The sequence below is a fragment of the Collinsella sp. wc0529 genome, assembly GCF_046116875.1.
GTDB lineage: Bacteria > Actinomycetota > Coriobacteriia > Coriobacteriales > Coriobacteriaceae > Collinsella.
In genome coordinates, this window is record NZ_JBJXBO010000001.1 from 1,100,201 (window position 1) to 1,120,232 (window position 20,032).

23 protein-coding genes are annotated in these 20,032 nt (G+C 60.1%); 18 read left to right on the plus strand and 5 right to left on the minus strand.

The annotated features are described in order from the left end of the window. Positions 1-127: 127 nt before the first annotated feature. Positions 128-1,519 carry an ATP-binding protein gene (locus ACKUTP_RS04665; RefSeq protein WP_409063654.1) on the plus strand — a complete coding sequence of 464 codons (1,392 nt, stop codon included), beginning with the start codon at positions 128-130 and terminating at the stop codon, positions 1,517-1,519. Between the two features lie 295 nt (positions 1,520-1,814). Here ACKUTP_RS04665 and ACKUTP_RS04670 read toward each other — a convergent pair whose 3' ends face one another. Continuing rightward, on the minus strand, positions 1,815-1,940 hold the full coding sequence (locus ACKUTP_RS04670; RefSeq protein ID WP_255360338.1) for a hypothetical protein: 126 nt from the start codon (positions 1,938-1,940) through the stop codon (positions 1,815-1,817). A gap of 258 nt (positions 1,941-2,198) precedes the next feature. Between ACKUTP_RS04670 and ACKUTP_RS04675 the strand changes: the two genes are divergently transcribed. Then, positions 2,199-2,933: an exonuclease domain-containing protein gene (locus ACKUTP_RS04675; protein WP_409063655.1), complete on the plus strand. Its 735-nt coding sequence runs from the start codon at positions 2,199-2,201 to the stop codon at positions 2,931-2,933. A 110-nt stretch (positions 2,934-3,043) separates the two neighbouring features. On the opposite strand, the gene ACKUTP_RS04680 is transcribed toward ACKUTP_RS04675, so the two are convergent. The 3 genes from ACKUTP_RS04680 to ACKUTP_RS04690 form a co-directional block, all read right to left on the minus strand. Then, entirely contained in the window at positions 3,044-3,466 is a 423-nt protein-coding gene (locus ACKUTP_RS04680) for a hypothetical protein (protein ID WP_409063656.1), read from the minus strand. A 380-nt stretch (positions 3,467-3,846) separates the two neighbouring features. Next, complete coding sequence (locus ACKUTP_RS04685) at positions 3,847-4,833, minus strand: hypothetical protein (protein WP_409063657.1); 987 nt, start codon at positions 4,831-4,833, stop codon at positions 3,847-3,849. Positions 4,834-4,956: 123 nt separating this feature from the next. After that, positions 4,957-5,610, minus strand: a complete 654-nt coding sequence (locus ACKUTP_RS04690; RefSeq protein WP_409063658.1) for a transcriptional regulator — start codon at positions 5,608-5,610, stop codon at positions 4,957-4,959. Positions 5,611-5,887: 277 nt separating this feature from the next. Between ACKUTP_RS04690 and dpaL the strand changes: the two genes are divergently transcribed. From dpaL to hydA, 5 genes are all read left to right on the plus strand, one after another. Further along, on the plus strand, positions 5,888-7,102 hold the full coding sequence (gene dpaL / locus ACKUTP_RS04695; RefSeq protein ID WP_161145232.1) for a diaminopropionate ammonia-lyase: 1,215 nt from the start codon (positions 5,888-5,890) through the stop codon (positions 7,100-7,102). Between the two features lie 74 nt (positions 7,103-7,176). Further along, positions 7,177-8,562 carry a YgeY family selenium metabolism-linked hydrolase gene (locus ACKUTP_RS04700; RefSeq protein ID WP_055252228.1) on the plus strand — a complete coding sequence of 462 codons (1,386 nt, stop codon included), beginning with the start codon at positions 7,177-7,179 and terminating at the stop codon, positions 8,560-8,562. A gap of 201 nt (positions 8,563-8,763) precedes the next feature. Then, positions 8,764-9,966, plus strand: coding sequence for a knotted carbamoyltransferase YgeW (ygeW, locus tag ACKUTP_RS04705; protein ID WP_055287465.1), 1,203 nt, complete (start codon positions 8,764-8,766; stop codon positions 9,964-9,966). 150 nt (positions 9,967-10,116) lie between these two features. Continuing rightward, positions 10,117-10,731, plus strand: coding sequence for a nucleotidyltransferase family protein (locus tag ACKUTP_RS04710; RefSeq protein ID WP_152067670.1), 615 nt, complete (start codon positions 10,117-10,119; stop codon positions 10,729-10,731). Positions 10,732-10,740: 9 nt separating this feature from the next. After that, entirely contained in the window at positions 10,741-12,108 is a 1,368-nt protein-coding gene (hydA, locus tag ACKUTP_RS04715) for a dihydropyrimidinase (RefSeq protein ID WP_152067671.1), read from the plus strand. Between the two features lie 110 nt (positions 12,109-12,218). Here hydA and yqeC read toward each other — a convergent pair whose 3' ends face one another. Then, positions 12,219-12,953: a selenium cofactor biosynthesis protein YqeC gene (gene yqeC / locus ACKUTP_RS04720; RefSeq protein WP_409063659.1), complete on the minus strand. Its 735-nt coding sequence runs from the start codon at positions 12,951-12,953 to the stop codon at positions 12,219-12,221. A gap of 102 nt (positions 12,954-13,055) precedes the next feature. Here yqeC and yqeB point away from each other — a divergent pair, with 102 nt between their 5' ends. The 11 genes from yqeB to secY all read left to right on the plus strand — a co-directional run bounded on the left by yqeB (position 13,056) and on the right by secY (position 20,026). Then, positions 13,056-13,850, plus strand: coding sequence for a selenium-dependent molybdenum cofactor biosynthesis protein YqeB (gene yqeB, locus ACKUTP_RS04725; RefSeq protein WP_409063660.1), 795 nt, complete (start codon positions 13,056-13,058; stop codon positions 13,848-13,850). A gap of 9 nt (positions 13,851-13,859) precedes the next feature. Then, positions 13,860-14,903, plus strand: a complete 1,044-nt coding sequence (locus ACKUTP_RS04730) for an XdhC family protein (RefSeq protein WP_409063661.1) — start codon at positions 13,860-13,862, stop codon at positions 14,901-14,903. A gap of 311 nt (positions 14,904-15,214) precedes the next feature. Further along, a complete protein-coding gene (gene rplE, locus ACKUTP_RS04735) occupies positions 15,215-15,772 on the plus strand; it encodes a 50S ribosomal protein L5 (RefSeq protein WP_006235260.1) in 558 nt (185 codons plus the stop codon). Between the two features lie 79 nt (positions 15,773-15,851). Beyond that, positions 15,852-16,037, plus strand: a complete 186-nt coding sequence (locus ACKUTP_RS04740; protein WP_022094280.1) for a type Z 30S ribosomal protein S14 — start codon at positions 15,852-15,854, stop codon at positions 16,035-16,037. 119 nt (positions 16,038-16,156) lie between these two features. Next, positions 16,157-16,555, plus strand: a complete 399-nt coding sequence (rpsH, locus tag ACKUTP_RS04745; RefSeq protein ID WP_006235262.1) for a 30S ribosomal protein S8 — start codon at positions 16,157-16,159, stop codon at positions 16,553-16,555. A gap of 33 nt (positions 16,556-16,588) precedes the next feature. Then, entirely contained in the window at positions 16,589-17,125 is a 537-nt protein-coding gene (rplF, locus tag ACKUTP_RS04750; protein WP_346970120.1) for a 50S ribosomal protein L6, read from the plus strand. A gap of 75 nt (positions 17,126-17,200) precedes the next feature. Continuing rightward, a complete protein-coding gene (gene rplR / locus ACKUTP_RS04755; protein WP_006235264.1) occupies positions 17,201-17,569 on the plus strand; it encodes a 50S ribosomal protein L18 in 369 nt (122 codons plus the stop codon). A gap of 14 nt (positions 17,570-17,583) precedes the next feature. Continuing rightward, on the plus strand, positions 17,584-18,108 hold the full coding sequence (rpsE, locus tag ACKUTP_RS04760; RefSeq protein ID WP_006235265.1) for a 30S ribosomal protein S5: 525 nt from the start codon (positions 17,584-17,586) through the stop codon (positions 18,106-18,108). 2 nt (positions 18,109-18,110) lie between these two features. Then, positions 18,111-18,293 (plus strand): 50S ribosomal protein L30, encoded by a 183-nt coding sequence (gene rpmD / locus ACKUTP_RS04765; RefSeq protein ID WP_006235266.1) that lies wholly within the window; start codon positions 18,111-18,113, stop codon positions 18,291-18,293. Between the two features lie 3 nt (positions 18,294-18,296). After that, positions 18,297-18,746: a 50S ribosomal protein L15 gene (gene rplO / locus ACKUTP_RS04770; RefSeq protein WP_006235267.1), complete on the plus strand. Its 450-nt coding sequence runs from the start codon at positions 18,297-18,299 to the stop codon at positions 18,744-18,746. Next, complete coding sequence (gene secY, locus ACKUTP_RS04775) at positions 18,740-20,026, plus strand: preprotein translocase subunit SecY (protein WP_035137447.1); 1,287 nt, start codon at positions 18,740-18,742, stop codon at positions 20,024-20,026. Before rplO ends, secY begins: the two co-directional genes overlap by 7 nt. The last annotated feature ends 6 nt before the right edge of the window (positions 20,027-20,032 follow it).

The following is a 20,032-nucleotide window of genomic DNA, read 5'->3' on the forward strand; positions in this document are numbered from 1 at the left end:
ATTTCCCAGTTGACAAAACTATAGGAACACCCCCCTTGCGTGGCCCGCTTGTCGAATTACGTTATAGCTAGCTATATTATAGGAAGATATAATATAGCTAGCTATAACGTAAAGGAAGGATGGCCCTATGTTTATCGGAAGAACAGCGGAAATGTCCGAGCTCAATCGACTGTATGGCACGGGCTCCTTTGAAATGCCTGTGATTTACGGCCGCCGTCGTGTGGGTAAAACGCGCCTTATCACAGAGTTCATCCAAGGCAAGAAGGCTATTTACTTTCAAGCTCGTCGTACCAATGCGGAGGCAAACCTGCACGGCTTTAGCCAGGCGATACTTGCAGGCTCGGTTGGTGCTGCAGGCGTGTCGTTTCGTAGTTTTGACGAAGCGTTCGATGCATTGGCCACCATGGCTCGCACGGAACGTTTGATTGCCGTGATCGACGAGTATCCCTATCTCGCCCAATCGAATCCCGAGATCAGCTCGTTGCTGCAAGACAAGATCGACCACTTATACAAAGAGACCAGGCTAATGCTGATCCTATGTGGCTCGTCTCTTTCGTTTATGGAGGAACAGGTGTTGGGCTACGAGAGCCCACTATACGGTAGGCGTACGGCCCAGTTTAAGATCATGCCGCTCGATTTTACGACGACCCTCGGGTTGTGGCAGAGCATGGGTCGCGAAGACGCTGCGGTTTGCTATGGCATGACGGGCGGCATTCCTGCATATATCGAGAAAGTCGATCCTGCCGCACCGCTCAAGGACAACATCAAACGTCTTTTTCTTACTCCTACGGGCTATCTCTTTGAGGAGCCGAGTAACCTGCTATTACAAGAGTGCCGCAATCCCGAGCAATATGATGCGATCGTGCAGGCAATTGCTCAGGGGTGCTCGAAGATTTCGGAGATTGCGAGCTCTACGGGAATCCCTGCGAGCAACGTAAAGAGCTATGTGGATAAGCTGGCATCGCTTGGGATTGTCGAGCGCGAGCTGCCCTTAAACGAGACGAGCAATAAGCGAGCCGTGTATCTGCTGAGCGATCAGATGTTTAGGTTCTGGTACCGGTTTGTGCCGCAGAACATCGGGCTGATTCAAAACGATATGGCCGAGATGGCGTATAAGCGCATTGAGCCGCACGTATCGGATTACATGGGCACGGTCTTTGAGCTTATATGCAGGCAATACGTGTACGAACTTGCGCGGGCGGGCCAGCTCGATGTGGTTCCGGCGAGCGTCGGGCGCTGGTGGGGGACGGACAATCGCACGCATACGCAGGAAGAAATCGACTTGATTGTTGACGATGGCGAGGGCACTGCGCTGTTTGCGGAGTGCAAATGGCGCAATGAGCCGGTGGGCGAGGATGTTCTGGAAAAGCTCGTGTACCGAAGCGAGCTCTTTAGACGGCAGCATAAAAGCTACGTGATCTTCTCGAAGCGTGGCTTTACGCAAGGATGTCAGGATGCTGCGGCGAGCAGGGGAGATACCAAGCTGATTTCGTTTGCCGAGATGTGCGAGCGGAGATAACCAAGCGCGCTCTGATTTGATGCTCGGAATGGGATGCGCTTTCCCTTTGCGGCCTTTGGCGGAAACTACGTCCCGGATTCCCGCTTCAGGATGGGATGCCGTTTCCGATAGAGGCATGGGGCGGAAAGTGCGTCCCAGAATCCGGCGCAACGCCGCTGGAGTAGAGGGGCGAGCTCCGGACTTCGTAACCGAAAATCCATTTGTTAAACCTGGCACCCGTGGGTAGAATAAGGTCGACGGCAGCCCAAGGGTGATAGCTGGGCAGCGCCGTTACTTCGATTAAGGGGTCAATGCCTTAGAGGCGTCGACCCCTCTTTTTCTGCTTCGTACGCTGCTTGAGTGCCTCGGTAAGTCCGATAAGCGCCGTGAGGAGCGAGACCAAAGCGGTCAGGAGCTTCACGAAATCAGTCAGATCGGTCATGGGCATCACCTCCCGTCGCATGGAGGGCGCTGCCCGGCACATGGAACTGCCGTCAACAACTGCAATTCTATCAAAGTACTGCTATAAATACGAATATATGTTCGATAATAACAGTGACATGATTCTCTCAAAGTGTGGCTTTACGCAAGGATGCCGGAAAGCCGTGCTGTGCGATTTCATGTCCGCACGGGTTCCTATCCTTACGGCAATGTAGCCGCCTATGTAGCAAGCGGCAGTTGACGGAGAAGGGCCCTAACCGTGTCAGCTGAAAAGACGCCGTGTATCTCGGCTATCGATACGACGAACTTTGCGCGTCAAATCGTGCTGGACTTCGAGTTTGCGCCGGTGCCAAAGCAGCGCCAGCGCCGTGGGCTGCGCAACGAGATTATCGAGGTCGGCGCCGTCAAGCTCGATTACCACGGCAACGTTATGGGCGAGTTCTCGCAGTTTGTGCAGACGGAATTTACCGAAGGCGTTGCGTTTCCCGTCCGCGAGCTTACGGGGATATCGGCCGTGGACACCGCGATGGCCGACCCGCTCTACATGGTGATCAAAAGGCTCAGCGATTGGATCGGCCGCTACTCCGCCCAGATAGTTTGCTGGAGCGGGACGGACCGTCGACAGCTTATGACCGAGTGCCAGGCAAAGCAAATCGACCTTGCCGCATTTCCTACGGACTGGGCCGATCTGCAGGCGTTTTACACCTCGATCATGGACGTGGGCAGCCACGAGTGCGTCTCTTTGAATGACGCGGCGACGTGGTTTGGCATCGAGTTTGACGAGTCGACGGGTCACGCCCACAGTGCCCTAGCCGACGCGCGCGTGACCGCCAAGTTGCTCAAGCAGGTGATGGACGGGGACTATCGCGTGAGTCCGCGCGCCCAGGAGATCCGCCAGCGGTGGGGGATGGGCGAGCGAGCCCAGACGCGCCTTTCCAGCAAGTGCCCCGAGCTGGGCGACCTGCTGCTGAGGCTGAAGGCGGAGGGGAGGTAGGCCTTTTGAGAACGCCATTCGGTTTGGCATGGCAGGGCTGTAAGCGCGACTTCGCACTGCTGTTTGAATCGAAGCGTCAACCAGTATGACGAGCTGTCTGGTCTGTCTGCCTACACCATCGCAATCCCGCGCGCCGCGCTCAGCAGCTCGTACTCCCTCTGGCTCCACTGGCGCAGCTCGGCCGCGTCGACGGCGTTGCGGCACAGATCCAGGAATACCTCAGCGCCTTCACAGAAGCACTCGCGGGCAAAGGCGCCGGATCCGTCCGCAACACACACGTCGTCGGCAAACAGCTTCCAGCTAGACGGCTCGCGCGAATCGTCTCCGAGCAGCTTGATCTGCAGTACGTGCGGGTCGTCGGCGTCGCAGAGCTCTTCCTCGAGCACCTGCACCGTAAAGCGCATCTGGTGGGAAAGGCTGCTCTTGACCATGGCCGAGGCGTAGCCATTTGGCTTATCCAGAAGATGCATGTGATTCGGTTTGACGACTTGGTTGTGGAAGTTGCGCTCGCTGCGCACAGAGAAATTGTCCATACGGACTCCTTTCATCGATGTTGGCAGGGCCACCGTGCCTCTTGACCGGTTGGCGTTGGGATCGTGGAGCCAACTCTCTACCCCGACTCTGGATAAAACGCGCCCGCTCCTTGCGGGCAAGATGGAGTCTATCAACGTGTACGGACTCAACGTGTACGGACAGAAATCAAGCGCCATCCGCGAAATGACGCGCGGATGGCGTTGGTTTCCCAAGTGATTATTCGGCTTTCATCCGGAAAAGTGTCGAAATCAGCCGTGTAAAAGTACGGAAAAGTGTCGAAATAGGCACCTTAAAACTTCGGAAAAGTGTAGTTGGATGACAAAACAGCACTTAGAAGCCGATGCTGGATGCGGGATCCTGCGGCTGCCTTCAGCCCTCGCTACTCGTCGTCTCCGTCGTTGGGGTCGCCCTTGAGGGTGTTGATGTCCAGGTACTGGTTATCGTCCTCTTTTTGCTGGGTTTCCGACTCCGCTTGGGTGGGGCCGCGGAACAGCTGGAATCCCTCAAACGCAATGACACCGAGCAGGGCAATGATAATGGCGATAAAGGCAACCTTGACTGCCTGCGGAAATTCCGAGAAACGCAGCGCCTTTTCCTCGGCGTAATAATCGGCGAAGCGCTCTTCGCCCGTGCTTTTGGTATACGCCGGCGTGGACGCGGCCTCCGGGTCATATTCCGGTGCGGGCGTGGCAGCGTACGGATCGTTGAGATAATCGCTCGATGCGGTGCCATAATCCTCTGTCTCGATGCGATCGTTGCCAGCATAGCCATCGGAATAATCGGAATATGCCGCACCGCCCTCATAGTCCGCGGCGCTCGTGTTGGCGGCAAAAAGCGGGTTAACTGGAACGTCGAGCGCCGGCATGCCGGTAGAGGTCTCATCCAGATCGGCTGCAGCCCAGGAATCGTAGGCAACCTGATGGACAACGGGCTCATCGAGCCTTGCGACCGGAGGCTTGCGTGCCGCAGGAACAGGCAACTGCTGGGCGCTGTACATAACGGTGCTGTCGGCCGATTTGCCCTGCGTCGCTGCAGCGAGAAATGCCGCCGTCTCGGACGGGTCGCTTGCGGGGCGGGGAGCGGGCGTGGGCGCCGAAGTGGGTGCGGGCGTAGGCGCGGGCGTCGAAACAGGCGACTGCGCAAGAGTCGGCGCAGATGCGGGCTTAGGCGCAAGTGCGGGATCGGGGCTTGACGGGCGAGCCCCGCCGCTCATGAGTTCGTCGGCGGTCCACGGGCGATCATTCATCACGTCGTCAAGGCTCAGCGAAAACAGGTCGTCTTCACTCTCATCGAACATGTGGTGCACATGTCCACCAATTGCCGGAATCAATCCGCGACCGGTGCATGATGCCTTGCTTAACGCCATTCTGTCCCATCCTTTCGAAATACCAATGACATCGATTATATGGAACTTCCCAAGCGGCCCGGTCTTGGATTCGTGCTTTCCAGAACTCGCGCCCAAAAGGGGAGGGGCAATCCAGGCGAGTGCCTACTTGTCGCCGGCCGCCGCCTTGGCCTCATTGAGGTAGCTATAGAAGCTGTACTTGGAGATGCCAAAGAACTCGCAGGCGCGCTCGCTCGACTTGGAAATGAGGAAGGCGCCGCGACGGTCGAGGTAGCCAATGGCACGAATGCGCTCGTCTTTGGTCATGAGCGCCGCGGGCTTGCCCACAAACTGCTCGCACTCGTGCAGCAGGTCCTCGAGTAGGTCGCCGATGTTCTTGGTAATGGGCTCGGGCTCGGTATAGCCCGTGCCGCCGGTGCCGGTAAAGGCGTCGAGCGAACGCTCAAAAGCCTTCATAAGCGTAATGTCAAAGTTGATGCCCAAAATGCCGACGGGCTTGCCCTCGTCGTTGCGGATAAAGATGGTAGAGGACTTGAGCAGCTTGCCATCGGTGGTTTTGGTGAGGTATGGCTCGCGGTCGTGCACGTCGGTGGTGCCCTCGTGCATGGACTCAAACACAATATGGCTGGGGCCGTCACCCAGTTTGCGCCCGCTGACGTGGCCGTTTTCGATCACTACGATGGAGTGGTCCACGTCCTCGGTCTCCAGATCGTGGACGACGATTTCGCAGTTGGGGCCAAATTGGAGCGCCAGGCCGTGTGCAAGGCGCTTATAAAACTCAATCTGTGCGGGGGTCATAGGTGCCTTCCTAAAAATTAGTTTGGGCTCACTGTGCCATAAACCACACATGACCGCAAACAAATCCATCAACAAGGCAATTCATGACCGTTCGGCGGCGAAAAAGTACCGATTGCGGCAACAAACAATTCGTTAGGTATACCAATCAAAAAGTGTGATAGAACATTACTAACAAACTTTTTGTTTGGCATCCACATAAAAGTTCAGTCGTATGAATGGGAATGGGCTGAAACGCGTATGCGGGGGCCGGCAAGAGAGGACTTAAGGAGTTCACCGTATGGCCGATAAGATCCAGTGGGCGAGCAACACGATGCCCAAGAGCGATGACAAGCACTTGGGAATCATGAGCCTCGACCACGTGAAGAAGGCCCGCGCCTTCCACCAGTCGTTCCCCCAGTACACCGTCACTCCGCTTGCTCGCCTGGACGGTCAGGCCGCGCGCCTGGGCCTGTCCAACCTGTGCGTTAAGGACGAGAGCTATCGCTTTGGCCTCAACGCCTTTAAGGTTCTGGGCGGATCGTTTGCCATGGCCAACTACATTGCCGACGAGACCGGCAAGGACGTTGCCGAGTGCACCTTCGATTACCTGACCTCCGATCAGCTTGCCAAGGACTTTGGCCAGGCCACCTTCTTTACCGCCACCGACGGCAACCATGGCCGCGGCGTGGCATGGGCTGCCAACAAGCTGGGCCAGAAGGCCGTCGTGCACATGCCCAAGGGTTCCACCAAGCCCCGTTTTGATAACATCGCCGCCGAGGGCGCCACGGTGACCATCGAAGAGGTCAACTACGACGAGTGCGTGCGCATGGCCGCCGCCGAGGCCGACGCCTGCGAGCGCGGCGTCATCGTTCAGGACACCGCCTGGGAGGGCTACGAGAAGATCCCGTCCTGGATCATGGAGGGTTACGGCACCATGGCTTCCGAGGCTGCCGAGCAGCTGCGCGAGATGGCCATCAACCGCCCGACGCACGTGTTTGTCCAGGCTGGCGTGGGTTCGCTCGCCGGCGCCGTGGTGGGCTATTTCACCAACCTGTATCCCGATAACCCGCCCACCTTCGTCGTGGTTGAGTGCGCACCTGCCGCCTGCCTGTACAAGGGCGCTGCCGCCGGCGACGGCGATCCGCGCATCGTGGACGGTGACATGCCCTCCATCATGGCCGGTCTGTGCTGCGGCGAGCCCAACATTCTGGGCTGGGATATCCTGCGCAACCACGCCACCGCCTTCGTGTCCTGTCCCGACTGGGTCACCGCTCGCGGCATGCGCACCCTGGGCGCTCCCGAGAAGGGCGACCCGCGCGTCATCTCCGGCGAGTCCGGCGCTGTGACCACCGGCCTGGTCGAGACCCTCATGCTCGATCCCGAGTATGCTGAGCTCAAGGAACTCATCGGCCTGGACAAGACGAGCTCCGTGCTCTGCTTCTCCACCGAGGGCGACACCGATCCCGACCAGTATCGTCGAATTGTTTGGGAAGGCGAATATCCCACTTGCTAATCGTTGGGGCGGAGTAAATAGGTATCGCTCCGCCACCTCACAGGTAGATTCCTTCGTTTGAAAGGTTATGAACAATGGCTAAAGAACTCGATTTCGACGCTATCAAGGCTGCTGCTGAGTCCCACCGTGCTGATATGACGCGTTTTCTTCGCGCAATGATTAGCCATCCCTCTGAGTCCTGCGAGGAGGGTGAGGTTGTTGCCTGCATTAAGGCTGAGATGGAGAGTCTTGGCTATGACGAGGTCAAGGTCGACGGCCTGGGCAACGTTATGGGCTTTATGGGCGAGGGCGACAAGATCATCGCCATCGACTCCCACATCGACACCGTCGGCATCGGCAACATCGAGAACTGGGACGCCGATCCTTATGAGGGCTACGAGACCGACGAGATCATCTACGGCCGCGGCGGCTCCGACCAGGAGGGCGGCATGGCTTCTGCTACCTACGCTGCCAAGATGATGAAGGACATGGGCCTCATCCCCGAAGGCTACAAGATCATGGTCGTCGGCACCGTCCAGGAAGAGGACTGCGACGGCATGTGCTGGCAGTACATCTACAACAAGGACGGCATTAAGCCCGAGTTCGTCATTTCCACCGAGCCCACCGACGGCGGCATCTATCGCGGTCACCGCGGCCGCATGGAGATCCGCGTCGACGTTCACGGCACCTCCTGCCACGGCTCCGCTCCCGACCGCGGCGACAACGCCATCTACAAGATGGCCGACATCATCGCCGACGTCCGCGCCCTCAACAACAACGGCTGCGACGAGTCGACCGACATCAAGGGTCTCGTCAAGATGCTCGACCCCAAGTACAATCCCGAGCACTTCGAGGATGCCCGCTTCCTGGGCCGCGGCACCTGCACCGTCAGCCAGATCTTCTACACCAGCCCCAGCCGTTGCGCCGTGGCTGATTCCTGCGCCATCTCCATCGACCGTCGCATGACCGCCGGCGAGACCTGGGAGTCCTGCCTGGACGAGATCCGCAACCTGCCGGCCGCCAAGAAGTACGGCGACGACGTGAAGGTCTCCATGTACATGTACGACCGTCCGTCCTGGACCGGCGAGGTCTACGAGACCGAGGCTTACTTCCCCACGTGGATCAACAAGGAGACCGCTCCGCACGTCAAGGCCCTCGTCGACGCCCACAAGGCCATGTTTGGTGACGAGCGCATCGGCTGCGAGCCCAGCATGGACAAGCGCACCGGTCGCCCGCTGTGCGACAAGTGGACCTTCTCCACGAACTGCGTCTCCATCCAGGGCCGCTACGGCATCCCCTGCGTGGGCTTTGGCCCGGGTGCCGAGTCTCAGGCTCACGCTCCCAACGAGGTCACCTACAAGGACGACCTGGTCACCGCTGCCGCCATGTACGTGGCTGCCCTGAACCTCTACGATCCGAGCCAGGCCGATGGCGACGCCACCGTGTTCCGTGCCGGTCTGACCAACAACAAGATCGATTAGTCCCATTCCTCGATTTTGTTGAGCCGGGGGCTGCTCGTGTCCCCGGCACCCCCTGTTGACTTGGGGCCCGCGGTCGTTATCTCCCATGCTTCCTCAACGGTGGCGGGTCCTCGTCATGGTGCTCTGCATGTTCTAGCCACACGCGCATGCCGGAGCACATCTACTCATTGCGATCGTTTCATCTTTAGAAAGGACATTTCCATGGACGCTAAGTTTACCGAGCTCGTCGAGCAGCTGAACGGCCTCGACTTTAAGGGTATGTACGGTAGCGACTTCCTGCACACTTGGGACAAGACCACCGACGAGCTCAAGGCGCTCTACATCGTCGCCGACGCCCTGCGCGAGCTGCGTGAGAACAACGTTTCGTCCAAGATCTTCGACTCGGGCCTGGCCGTCTCCCTGTTCCGCGACAACTCCACCCGTACGCGCTTCTCCTTCTCTAAGGCCGCCAACCTGCTCGGCCTTGAGCTGCAGGACCTGGACGAGAAGAAGTCCCAGATCGCCCACGGCGAGACCGTCCGCGAGACCGCTACCATGATCTCCTTCATGGCCGACGTCATCGGCATCCGCGATGACATGTACATCGGCAAGGGCGATGCCTACATGGCCGAGGTCTCCGAGTCTGTCCAGCAGGCCTACGAGGACGGCGTTCTGGATCACCGTCCCACACTCATCTCCCTGCAGTCCGATTCCGACCACCCCACGCAGTCCTCTGCCGACATGCTCTACCTCATCAACGAGTTTGGCGGCCTCGAGAACCTCAAGGGCAAGAAGGTTGCCGTCACCTGGGCCTACTCGCCCTCTTACGGCAAGCCGCTGTCCTGCCCGCAGTCGCTGATCAGCCTGCTGCCCCGCTTTGGCATGGACGTCACCCTGGCCCACCCCGAGGGCTACGACCTCATGCCCGAGGTCGTCGAGCGCGCCAAGGGCTATGCCGCCGAGTCCGGCACCACCTTTAAACAGGTCAACACCATGGCCGAGGCTTTCGAGGGCGCCGACATCGTGATCCCCAAGAGCTGGGCTCCGTTTGCCGCCATGGAGAAGCGTACCAACCTGTACGCCGAGGGCGACGACGCCGGCATCGCTGCGCTCGAGAAGGAGCTGCTCGCCCAGAACGCCACCCATCAGGATTGGTGCTCCACGACCGAGCTCATGGAGAAGACCGCCAACGGCCAGGACACCATCTTTATGCACCCGCTGCCCGCCGACATCTCCGGTGTCTCCTGCGAGCACGGCGAGGTCAACGCCGACGTCTTCGACATGCACCGCGTGGGCATGTACAAGGAGGCCAGCTACAAGCCGTACGCCATCGCAGCCATGATGTTCCTGCAGAAGGTTGCCGATCCCGCCGCTACCCTCAAGGCCCTCGACGAGCGCAACACCGCCCGTTGGCTCCAGGCCTAAAGCCGGGTTGAGGTAAGCCATGTAAAGGGGGCGCTCTGCCAACCGGCGGGGTGCCCCTTTTTTGCATCGCGGGCGTGTGGGATAAGCGCTTTCGATGTGGATGCCCGCGGCGCGAGTTATGGGTACGATGGTTTCAGGGGAGGTATCACCATGAAACTTGGATGCGTCATTATGGCTTCGGGCGAGGGCAAGCGGTTTGGCTCCAACAAGATGCTTGCCGATATCTATGGCGAGCCGCTGATTGCTCGGACCATCGATTCGGTTCCCCGGGGCTTTGACGTCGTGGTTTCGACGCGTTGGCCCGAGGTCGCTCAGATTTGCGAGGACAAGCATTGCCCGTGCGTGCTGAACGATGGCGAGCTGCGCAGCGAAAGTGTCCGTGCGGGCCTTTCGTGGGGAGTCGAACGCGACTGGAAAGGATGCCTCTTTTTGCCGGGCGACCAGCCGCTCGTGAGTTCGGATTCTTTTGAGGCTATGGTTCGTGCATTTGACGAGCGTGGCCGCAAACATCCGGTGCGTCTTGCGTGCAACGGTGAGCCTTCGAGCCCGGTGCTCTTTCCGGCGGAACTGTTCGATGCACTTATGTGTCTTGAGGGCAAGGACGGCGGGGGCTCGATTCTCAAAGGTCGCGTCGACGTTGCGCTGGTCGAGGCGCGTGCCTACGAGCTGTGGGACGTCGATACCGTCAAGGGACAGCGACGCATAACGGAGCATATTGCCGCCTGCTCGTATTTTGATCGCGTGGCCAACTGCATCAATCAATAAGGAGCAATTATGATCATCATCAAAAACGGCGCGCTCGTGACGCCACAGGGGCTTCGCCGCGCCGATCTTGCCATGGAGGGCGATAGGATCGTGCGGATCGCCGCGGCGATTGAGCCGGGCGAGGGCGATACCGTCGAGGACGCCGCGGGCTGCTGGGTATTCCCTGGCTTTATCGACGGCCACACGCACATGCAGTGCTGGACCGGCATGGATTGGACGGCCGATAGCTTTGAGACCGGCACGCGCGCGGCTGCCTGCGGCGGCACGACGACCATTGTGGACTACGCGACGGCCGATCGCGGCGTGACCATGCCCGATGCCTTGGTCGAGTGGTATCATCGCGCCGACGGCACCTGCACCGCCAACTACGCCTTTCATATGGCACTCGCCGAGTGGAATGAGCGCAACCGCGCCGATCTTTCGGCTATGCGCGAGGCGGGCGTATCGTCGTTTAAGACCTACTTTGCCTACGATCATTTGCGCCTGGACGATGCCGAGACGCTCGAGGTGCTCGAGGAGCTCAAGCGTATTGGCGGCATACTGTGCGTGCATTGTGAGAACGGTACGCTGGTGAATGAGCTGCAGAAGCGCGTGTACGAGCAGGGGATTCATGGGCCCGAGGGGCATGCGCTCAGCCGTCCGGACGTGTGCGAGGGCGAGGCCGTGAGCCGCCTGCTGTATCTGGCGCACCTGGCCGGGGACGCTCCGGTCAACGTGGTGCACCTTTCGACCAAGCTGGGGCTCGAGGCCATTCGCGCTGCCAAAGCGCGCGGGCAGAAGAACATCTATGTCGAGACCTGCCCTCAGTATCTGATGCTCGACGATACTTGCTACTTGGAGCAGGGCGAGGACGGCTTTGCGGGCGCCAAGTACGTGATGAGCCCGCCGCTGCGCCATGCCGGTGACCGTGCCGCGCTACGCGAGGCGCTTGTGGCCGGCGAGATCGATACGATTGCGACCGATCATTGCAGCTTTAACCTGCACGGGCAAAAGGACCGCGGGCGCGACGATTTCCGCGCGATTCCCAACGGCGGGCCCGGCGTGGAACATCGTCCCGTCGCGATTGCCACGAGCTTTGAGGGCCAGCTGGGCCCCGAGGATCTGTGCCGCTTGATGAGCGAGAACCCGGCGCGCGTTTTTGGCATGTATCCGCGCAAGGGCTGTCTTGCCGAGGGTGCCGATGCCGATGTGTGCGTGTGGGATCCCAAGGCGCGCTGGACGATCAGTGCCGCGACGCAGCATCAGGCTGTGGACTACACGCCGCTCGAGGGTTTTGAGGCACATGGCCGCGCCAAGGCTGTGTTTGTGAACGGCGTGCTGGTGGCGCGCGATGGCGAGCCCACCGGAGCCCAACCCGGCCGCTACGTCCCCCGCTAACAGGAAGATCACCGGATTCCCCTCCGCAGTTGCGGTGAAATACGGACTGTTTGCGGCCGTCGGGCGGCCAAACAGTCCGTATTTCACCGCAACTGACGAGATGGGGCCGGCTACTTGAGGCTGGTGGCGATGAGGGGGCGGTTGAGGGCTGCCTCGAAGCGATCTGCCATCGTGGGGTCGCTGAGCGTGTCGACTTGGTTGAGCATGATGCGGGCATTGTTGAGGTTCAGCATCCGCAGCTCGGCATTGAGCACCTGGGCGACGCGCTCTGGGGTGGCAGTGTCGGTGAGCTCGCAGCCGCAACGCTCGCAAAAGAGCTCGGGGCGGTGGGCAACCTCGGCGACGGGTTTGCCCAGTCCCGAGGCGCCGACGACCCAGACAACGTTTGCCGTGCCAGAGGGAATCACCGGCTCCCAGGCGGCGTGCGCCTTGAGCGGGAGCCGCTTGCTGCCGTCCGCCTCGGCCAACACGTAGTCAAAGCGCTGTGCCAGCTCGTTGAGTGGCTCGGCGGGGGCGGAGAGCTTGCCTGTTTCCGGGTCTAAGACACCCGCCTGGCAAATACTCCCGCGGGCAAGTCCCGCGCACGCCTCACAGGTGCAGCCGGGAACATGCGCGGCACCCGGCTTCCAAGGTGCGGCACCCAGGCGACGATTCGACCCGTCCCATGGCACGCCGGCAACGGGAAGCATATGCGTGGTGGTGCAGAGGAGCACGCGGCCGCCAGCGCGCATGAGCTCAAGACCCAGCGTTTTGAGCAACGTCGACTTGCCGCCGCTGCCGATAATCGCGGTAATGCCCGGCTCGATCCTGAGCGCCGAGGCAAGATTGCCGCTAACCGTTTCCATCTGTTCACCGCCGTATAATACTGTGATAATAAATAATCATCAGAGTAGCGGTCGAACCGCTTTTGCTCTGCTCAAACCGTAGCACAGGGAGGTGCCCCGGGAATGCTCGTTTATGTTCGCGGCGCCGGCGATATCGCCACGGGTGTCGCCGCTCGCTTGGTGCGCGCCGGCGTGTCGGTCGTCATGGCCGATATCGCGGTTCCCACGTGCATCCGCCGCACAATCAGTTTTTGCGAGGCTATTCGCCTGGGCGAGGTTCAGGTCGAGGGCATTCGCGCTCGCTTGGCGCAGACGCCGGCAGAGGCGCTCGAGATTACCCAAGCGGGGGATGTTGCCGTCGTGGTGGACCCTCAGGCCAAGATGCTCGATGAGCTTAAACCCGCGGCTGTGGTCGACGCGATTCTGGCCAAGCGCAACCTGGGCACCACGCGCGACATGGCGCCTACCGTCATCGCCGTGGGGCCGGGCTTTACCGCGCCGGTCGATTGCGACGCCGTGGTCGAGACCATGCGCGGGCATTTTTTGGGCCGTGTCATTACCCAGGGCTCGCCCCAGCCCAACACGGGCGTGCCGGGCGTGATCGCCGGCTATGGCAAGGAGCGCGTTATCCACAGCCCCGCCGCCGGCGTGTTTCGGTCCGACCGCGCAATCGGCGACATCGTGAGCGCCGGAGACGTGATTGGCTACGCGGACGATACGCCCATGTGCACACAGATCGATGGCTGCCTGCGCGGGCTTTTGGCGAACGGCGTGCAGGTGACTGAGGGTTTTAAATGTGCCGATGTCGATTCGCGCGGCGATGCCAGCTATATCAACTACATTTCGGACAAGGCGACGTCGGTCGGCGGCGGCGTGCTCGAGGCACTCGCTATGCTCACCGATATCTTTAGAGGATAGAAGGCGGCAATGGAAAAGCTCGATGTTGTGAATGCGGCGCTTGCCGCCCTGCGTGCTGGCGAGACGTGCGAGCTGGCGGTCGTGGCCGGCACGGCGGGGTCGTCACCGCGCGGTGTGGGCGCATGGATGGCCGTCTTTGCCGACGGTAGCCAAGCGGGCACTATCGGCGGCGGCAAGATTGAGCTCTTTGCGCTGGACGAGGCGCGCGAGCTGCTGGCCGGGGGTAAATCGCGTCTGGTCCGCTACACCATGGGCGGCGAGAACTCCGATACCGGCATGATCTGCGGCGGAGCTATCTGCCTGTGCTATCTGCACCTGGACGCGACCAAGGCACCGTTGTTCCAGTCGGTTGCCGACGTCTTGGTCTATCGGCGCATCGGCGACTTCGTCATCGACTTTGAGCCGTTTATCGCGAGCGCGCTCGAGGGCGATGTGGCCGACTATCATGGCGAGGAATCGCGCCGCACCATTGTGGGCTGCCCCGGGCTTTCGCTGGTGGAGGAGGGGAGTAACGTCACCTACACCAACGCCGCCTCCGAGATTCCTCCCGCGCACATCGAGACGCTCTGCCCCGAGGGCCTGACCTACATCTTTGGCAGCGGCCACGTGGGCGCCGCGACGGCGCGGGTGCTCACGGCGGCGGGCTTTGCCGTCGTGGCGTGCGACGACCGTCCCGGCACGTTGACGCCCGAATGGGTGCCCGGTGTCTACGACCGTCGTCTGGTCGACTACAAGAACCTGAGCAAGCAGTGCCCCATCGGCCCGCGCGATCTGGTGGTCGTCGCCACGGCGGGTCACAAGTCCGATATCGACGTGGTGATTCAGGCCATGCGCGCCAAGCCTGCCTACCTGGGCTGTCTGGGTTCGCGCCGCAAGACGGCCTTTGTGCGTGCCCGCCTGGAGCAGGAAGGCTTTACGCAGGACCAGATCGACGAGCTGCACCTGCCGATCGGCGTTGCCATCGAGGCCGAGGACCCCGAGGAGATCGCCATCTCCATCGCCGCCGAGATGATCCACCTGCGCCGCACCAAACTCGTTCCCCGCAAGCGCTAATCGCATCCCCACCAATAAGTTGCGGTGAAATACGGATTGTTTAAGCCTGTTAGGCCGCCAAACAGTCCCTATTTCACCGCAACTGCTTTTTGGGATCCATTTGTGCGGGGGAGTTGTGGAGTTGTGCAGGCAGACGAGGTTTTTCTGGAAATACGCTCCCGATGCGCGTATAGTACCGATTGTTTTGTCGGCTCCTGCTGTGTCGAGTCCAAACCGCAAAATGCCATGAGCGGCGCGGATGCAGCCAGGAGGCACGAGGACAACCCATCGTGGCCACGCCCCGTGCTTAAAACCCCAAGAAGGAGTGAACAATGGCAGAAGAGAAGTATGTGCCGCGTCTGAAGACCAAGTACAACAACGAGGTCAAGCAGCAGCTTCAGGACAAGTTCCAGTACGAGAACGTCATGATGATCCCCAAGTTTGAGAAGATCGTCGTGAACATGGGTGTCGGCGAGGCCGCTACCGATTCCAAGGCCATCGACGGTGCCGTGCGCGACCTGCGCGCCATCACCGGCCAGCAGCCGATGATCACCCGTGCCCGCAAGTCCATCGCTACCTTCCGCCTGCGCGCTGGTATGCCGATCGGCTGCAAGGTTACCCTGCGTGGCGACCGTATGTGGGAGTTCTTCGATCGTCTGACCTCCGTCGCGATCCCCCGTATCCGCGACTTCCGCGGCATCTCCGCCAAGAGCTTCGACGGCCGTGGTAACTTCTCCATGGGCGTCACCGAGCAGCTCATCTTCCCCGAGATCGACTTCGACTCCGTCGATCACCAGCGTGGTATGGACATCACTTTCGTGACCACCGCCAACACCGATGAGGAGGCCAAGGCCCTTCTGGACGCCTTCGGTTTCCCGTTCAAGAAATAGGTTCACCTGCCCTATAAGCGCCGTTCCCACAAGGGGGCGGCGCTTGGGGCGAACAATACTCTATGTGAGGAGGATATAAGTGGCTAAGACATCGATGATCGTCAAGTGCAATCGCAAGCAGAAGTTCTCTACTCGTGAGTACACGCGCTGCCAGCGCTGCGGCCGTCCGCACTCTGTGTACCGCAAGTTCGGCCTGTGCCGTGTCTGCTTCCGCGAGCTTGCACTCAAGGGCGAGCTTCCCGGCGTTAAGAAGGCCAGCTGGTAAGTCACTACCAGCGTTTCAAGCATCAGTTTGGAACAGGGAAAACGCGCTAAAAAGGCTTTGCCGTTAAGGGCGGCGAAGAACCAAGAGCACGTGTTCATCAAGAACGAAGGAGAATCTGTATGAACCTTACAGACCCGATCGCAGATATGCTTACGCGCATCCGTAACGCTAACTCTGTGAACAAGGCCACGGTCTCCATGCCGAGCAGCAAGAAGCTCGTCGAGATCGCTCGTGTTCTGCACGAGGAGGGCTACATCGAGGGCTACGATGTCGAGGACACCGTTCCCCAGAAGACTCTGCACATCACGCTTAAGTATGGTCCCAAGAAGGCTAAGGTCATCAACGGCATCCGCCGCATTTCCAAGCCGGGCCTGCGTAAGTACACCGGCGTTGCCGACATGCCCCGCGTCCGCGGTGGCCTTGGTACCGCCATTATTTCCACCAGCCATGGCGTCATGACCGACCGCGATGCTCGCAAGCACAACGTCGGCGGCGAGATCATCGCTTACGTCTGGTAATTCGCTCGGTAGGTAGAAGGAAAGGAGATCACCGTGTCTCGTATCGGTAATAAGCCTGTCCAGATTCCCGCCGGAGTCGAAGTGGCAGTCAACGGCAACAACGTTGTCGTCAAGGGCCCCAAGGGCCAGCTCGAGCTCGATGTCTTTGAGAAGCTCGCTATCAACGTCGAGGGCAACGTCCTCACCGTTTCCCGTCCCGACGACGAGCGTGAGACCCGTGCCCGCCACGGCCTCACCCGCGCCCTCATCCACAACATGGTTGTTGGCGTTTCCGAGGGCTTCGAGAAGAAGCTCGAGCTCGCCGGCGTCGGTTACCGCGTGCAGCAGAAGGGTAAGAACCTCGAGTTCTCCCTGGGCTTCTCGCACCCCGTGATCGTCGAGGCTCCCGAGGGCATCACCTTCGAGGTTCCCGACAACACCCACGTGAACGTCAAGGGTATCAACAAGCAGCAGGTCGGTCAGATCGCCGCTGAGATCCGCGGCCATCGTCCTCCCGAGCCTTACAAGGGCAAGGGTATCCACTACGTTGGCGAGCACATCCGCCGCAAGCTGGGTAAGGCCGCCAAGTAGTCGTAACCGACTCACTCGCATAAGACCAGCACCCCGTCAGGTGCTGGCAAGATCAACCTTTTTAGGAGTTTACGTATGAACAAGCATAAGGCGAAGCTGGAAGGCCTCAAGCGTCGTCAGCGTCGTGTTCGCGGCAAGGTCTCGGGTACCTCCGAGCGTCCGCGTCTTCGCGTGACCCGTACTAACGCCAACATCTATGCCCAGATCATCGACGACAGTAAGGGCTCCAGCCTGACGCTCGTCTCTGCCTCGACCCTCGAGGCCGAGTTCAAGGGCACCCACACCTCGAACAAGGAGGCTGCGGAGAAGGTCGGTCAGCTCGTTGGCAAGCGCGCCATCGAGGCCGGCATCACCAAGGTCGCCTTCGATCGCGGTGGCCGTATCTACCATGGCCGCGTCAAGGCCCTCGCCGACGGTGCTCGTGCCGCCGGTCTCGAGTTCTAGGAGGTATGTAGCACATGGCTCGTAATCAGAAGCAGCAGCGCGAGGCCTCCGAGTTCGAGGAGCGCGTCGTTTACATCAACCGCGTGTCGAAGACCGTCAAGGGTGGTCGTCGCATGAGCCTCGTCGCTCTCGTCGTCGTTGGCGACGGCAAGGGCAACGTCGGCGTTGGCATGGGCAAGTCCGCTGAGGTGCCCATGGCCATCTCCAAGGCATCTCTCGATGCCAAGAAGAACATGTTCCACGTGCCGGTGACCGAGCAGGGCACCATCCCGCACGAGGTTCTCGGCCACTTTGGTGCCGGCCGCATCATCATCAAGCCCGCTGTCGAGGGTACCGGCGTTATCGCCGGCGGCGCTGTGCGTCCCCTCTTTGAGCTTGCTGGCATCAAGAACGTCCTGTCCAAGTCCCTCGGTACCGACAACGGCCTCAACATCATCAAGGCTGCCGTCGAGGGCCTCAAGGAGCTCTCCAGCCCTGAGGACGTCGCGGCTCGCCGTGGCCTGACGGTCTCCGAGATGTTCGTCGGTAAGGAGAACTAAGCATGGCTGACACCATCAAGATCAAGCAGGTCCGCAGCACCAACGGTTGCAAGCAGGACCAGGTCCGTACTGTCCGTGCCCTCGGTCTCCACAGGATCCGCGAGGTTCGCGAGATTGCTGACAACGAGTCCGTCCGCGGCATGATCTTCAAGGTCAAGCACCTTGTCGAGATTGTAGAGGAGTAGCAAATGCAGCTTCACGATCTTACTCCCGCGCCCGGTTCCACCAAGAACCGCAAGCGCGTCGGCCGTGGCAATTCTTCGGGTCACGGCACCACTTCTGGCCGCGGCCAGAAGGGCCAGGGTTCCCGCTCTGGCGGCACCAAGGGTGCCGGCTTCGAGGGTGGCCAGACTCCGCTGGCTATGCGCCTGCCCAAGCTTCCGGGCTTCCGTAACCCCCGTCGTATCGAGTACACCGCTGTTAACGTTGAGCGTCTCGAGCGTAAGTTCGAGGACGGCGCTGTGATCGACGGTGCCGCTCTTAAGGCCGCTCGCATCACCAAGAGCGAGTTCGAGCCCGTCAAGGTGCTCGGCAATGGTGAGCTCACCAAGAAGTTCACGGTCAAGGTCGACAAGGTCAGCGCTTCTGCGCAGGCCAAGATCGAGGCCGCCGGCGGAAAGGTCGAGCTGCCGTGCTAAATGGTCTTAAGAATGCTTTCCGCATCAAAGAATTGCGCGAAAAGATTCTTTTTACCATAGCTATGCTCGTCGTGTACCGCATTGGTGCGCACGTTCCTGTGCCCGGCATTCCCTTCCAGGGGATGCTGGGCCTTTTCTCGACCGATAACAATTCGGTCGCCGCAGGTGCTATGGCCCTCCTGAATCTTTTCTCTGGCGGCGCGTTGAGCTATGTGTCGGTGTTTTCGCTGGGCATCATGCCTTACATCACCAGCTCGATCATCCTCCAGATGCTCCAGGCCGTCGTGCCTTCCCTGCATGAGCTTGCCCGCGAGGGCGAGGTCGGTCAGACCAAGATTACGCAGTATTCGCGTTACCTCACCCTGGCTCTGGCAATCCTCAACTCCGTTGGTTACCTCTTCCTCTTTAAGAGCTTCGGCATCAGCTTCAATGGCGCCGGCGCTCCCGAGATCATCTTCGACCTCATGATCGTCGGCACGCTCACTGCGGGCGCCATGCTGATCATGTGGATTGGTGAGCTCATCACCCAGCGCGGTATCGGCAATGGCATGTCGCTGATCATCTTCGCGAACATCATGGCCGGTCTGCCGCAGGCTATCTTCTCCAGCACCGAGGGCAATGCCGGTGGCATCATCACCATGGTGATCATCTGCGCCATCATCCTGCTGGTTATCCCGTTGATTGTTTTCCTTGAGCGCGGCCAGCGCCGCATCCCGGTCTCCTACGCTAAGCGCGTCGTGGGCCGTCGCATGATGGGTGGCCAGACCACCTACCTGCCCATCAAGGTCAACACCGCGGGTGTCGTGCCGATCATCTTCGCTTCGGCGCTGCTGTACTTCCCGGCTCAGATTGCCGTGTTCTTCCCCGGCATCGGCTGGATTCAGGCAGTTGCCTCCGCGCTTTCGACCGGTTGGCTCAACTGGGTGCTTAACGTTGTCCTCATCGTGTTCTTCGCGTATTTCTACACCTCCATGGTGTTCAACCCCGATGACACGGCCGACAACCTTAAGAAGCAGGGTGGCTTTATTCCGGGCGTGCGTCCGGGTAGGGCTACCGCGGCCTACATCAAGAACGCGCTCAACAAGATTACGCTTCCCAGCGCTGTCTTTTTGGCGCTCATCGCCATCGTGCCTTCGATCATCTTCTCCTTCACGGGTAACCATCTGATCCAGGCATTTGGCGGCACGTCCATCCTCATCATGGTCGGCGTCGTGCTCGACACGGTCGATAAGCTCGAAGGCCAGATCAAGATGTATGATTACGATGGATTCTTTAAATAGGCTAGA

Bases quoted from the DNA above. Each gene is read 5' to 3' on its own strand.
- ACKUTP_RS04665 (WP_409063654.1), top strand. From the start codon at position 128: ATGTTTATCGGAAGAACAGCGGAAATGTCCGAGCTCAATCGACTGTAT.
- ACKUTP_RS04670 (WP_255360338.1), bottom strand. From the start codon at position 1,940: ATGACCGATCTGACTGATTTCGTGAAGCTCCTGACCGCTTTGGTCTCG.
- ACKUTP_RS04680 (WP_409063656.1), bottom strand. From the start codon at position 3,466: ATGGACAATTTCTCTGTGCGCAGCGAGCGCAACTTCCACAACCAAGTC.
- ACKUTP_RS04685 (WP_409063657.1), bottom strand. From the start codon at position 4,833: ATGGCGTTAAGCAAGGCATCATGCACCGGTCGCGGATTGATTCCGGCA.
- ACKUTP_RS04690 (WP_409063658.1), bottom strand. From the start codon at position 5,610: ATGACCCCCGCACAGATTGAGTTTTATAAGCGCCTTGCACACGGCCTG.
- dpaL (WP_161145232.1), top strand. From the start codon at position 5,888: ATGGCCGATAAGATCCAGTGGGCGAGCAACACGATGCCCAAGAGCGAT.
- ACKUTP_RS04700 (WP_055252228.1), top strand. From the start codon at position 7,177: ATGGCTAAAGAACTCGATTTCGACGCTATCAAGGCTGCTGCTGAGTCC.
- ygeW (WP_055287465.1), top strand. From the start codon at position 8,764: ATGGACGCTAAGTTTACCGAGCTCGTCGAGCAGCTGAACGGCCTCGAC.
- ACKUTP_RS04710 (WP_152067670.1), top strand. From the start codon at position 10,117: ATGAAACTTGGATGCGTCATTATGGCTTCGGGCGAGGGCAAGCGGTTT.
- hydA (WP_152067671.1), top strand. From the start codon at position 10,741: ATGATCATCATCAAAAACGGCGCGCTCGTGACGCCACAGGGGCTTCGC.
- yqeC (WP_409063659.1), bottom strand. From the start codon at position 12,953: ATGGAAACGGTTAGCGGCAATCTTGCCTCGGCGCTCAGGATCGAGCCG.
- yqeB (WP_409063660.1), top strand. From the start codon at position 13,056: ATGCTCGTTTATGTTCGCGGCGCCGGCGATATCGCCACGGGTGTCGCC.
- ACKUTP_RS04730 (WP_409063661.1), top strand. From the start codon at position 13,860: ATGGAAAAGCTCGATGTTGTGAATGCGGCGCTTGCCGCCCTGCGTGCT.
- rplE (WP_006235260.1), top strand. From the start codon at position 15,215: ATGGCAGAAGAGAAGTATGTGCCGCGTCTGAAGACCAAGTACAACAAC.
- rpsH (WP_006235262.1), top strand. From the start codon at position 16,157: ATGAACCTTACAGACCCGATCGCAGATATGCTTACGCGCATCCGTAAC.
- rplR (WP_006235264.1), top strand. From the start codon at position 17,201: ATGAACAAGCATAAGGCGAAGCTGGAAGGCCTCAAGCGTCGTCAGCGT.
- rpsE (WP_006235265.1), top strand. From the start codon at position 17,584: ATGGCTCGTAATCAGAAGCAGCAGCGCGAGGCCTCCGAGTTCGAGGAG.
- rpmD (WP_006235266.1), top strand. From the start codon at position 18,111: ATGGCTGACACCATCAAGATCAAGCAGGTCCGCAGCACCAACGGTTGC.
- rplO (WP_006235267.1), top strand. From the start codon at position 18,297: ATGCAGCTTCACGATCTTACTCCCGCGCCCGGTTCCACCAAGAACCGC.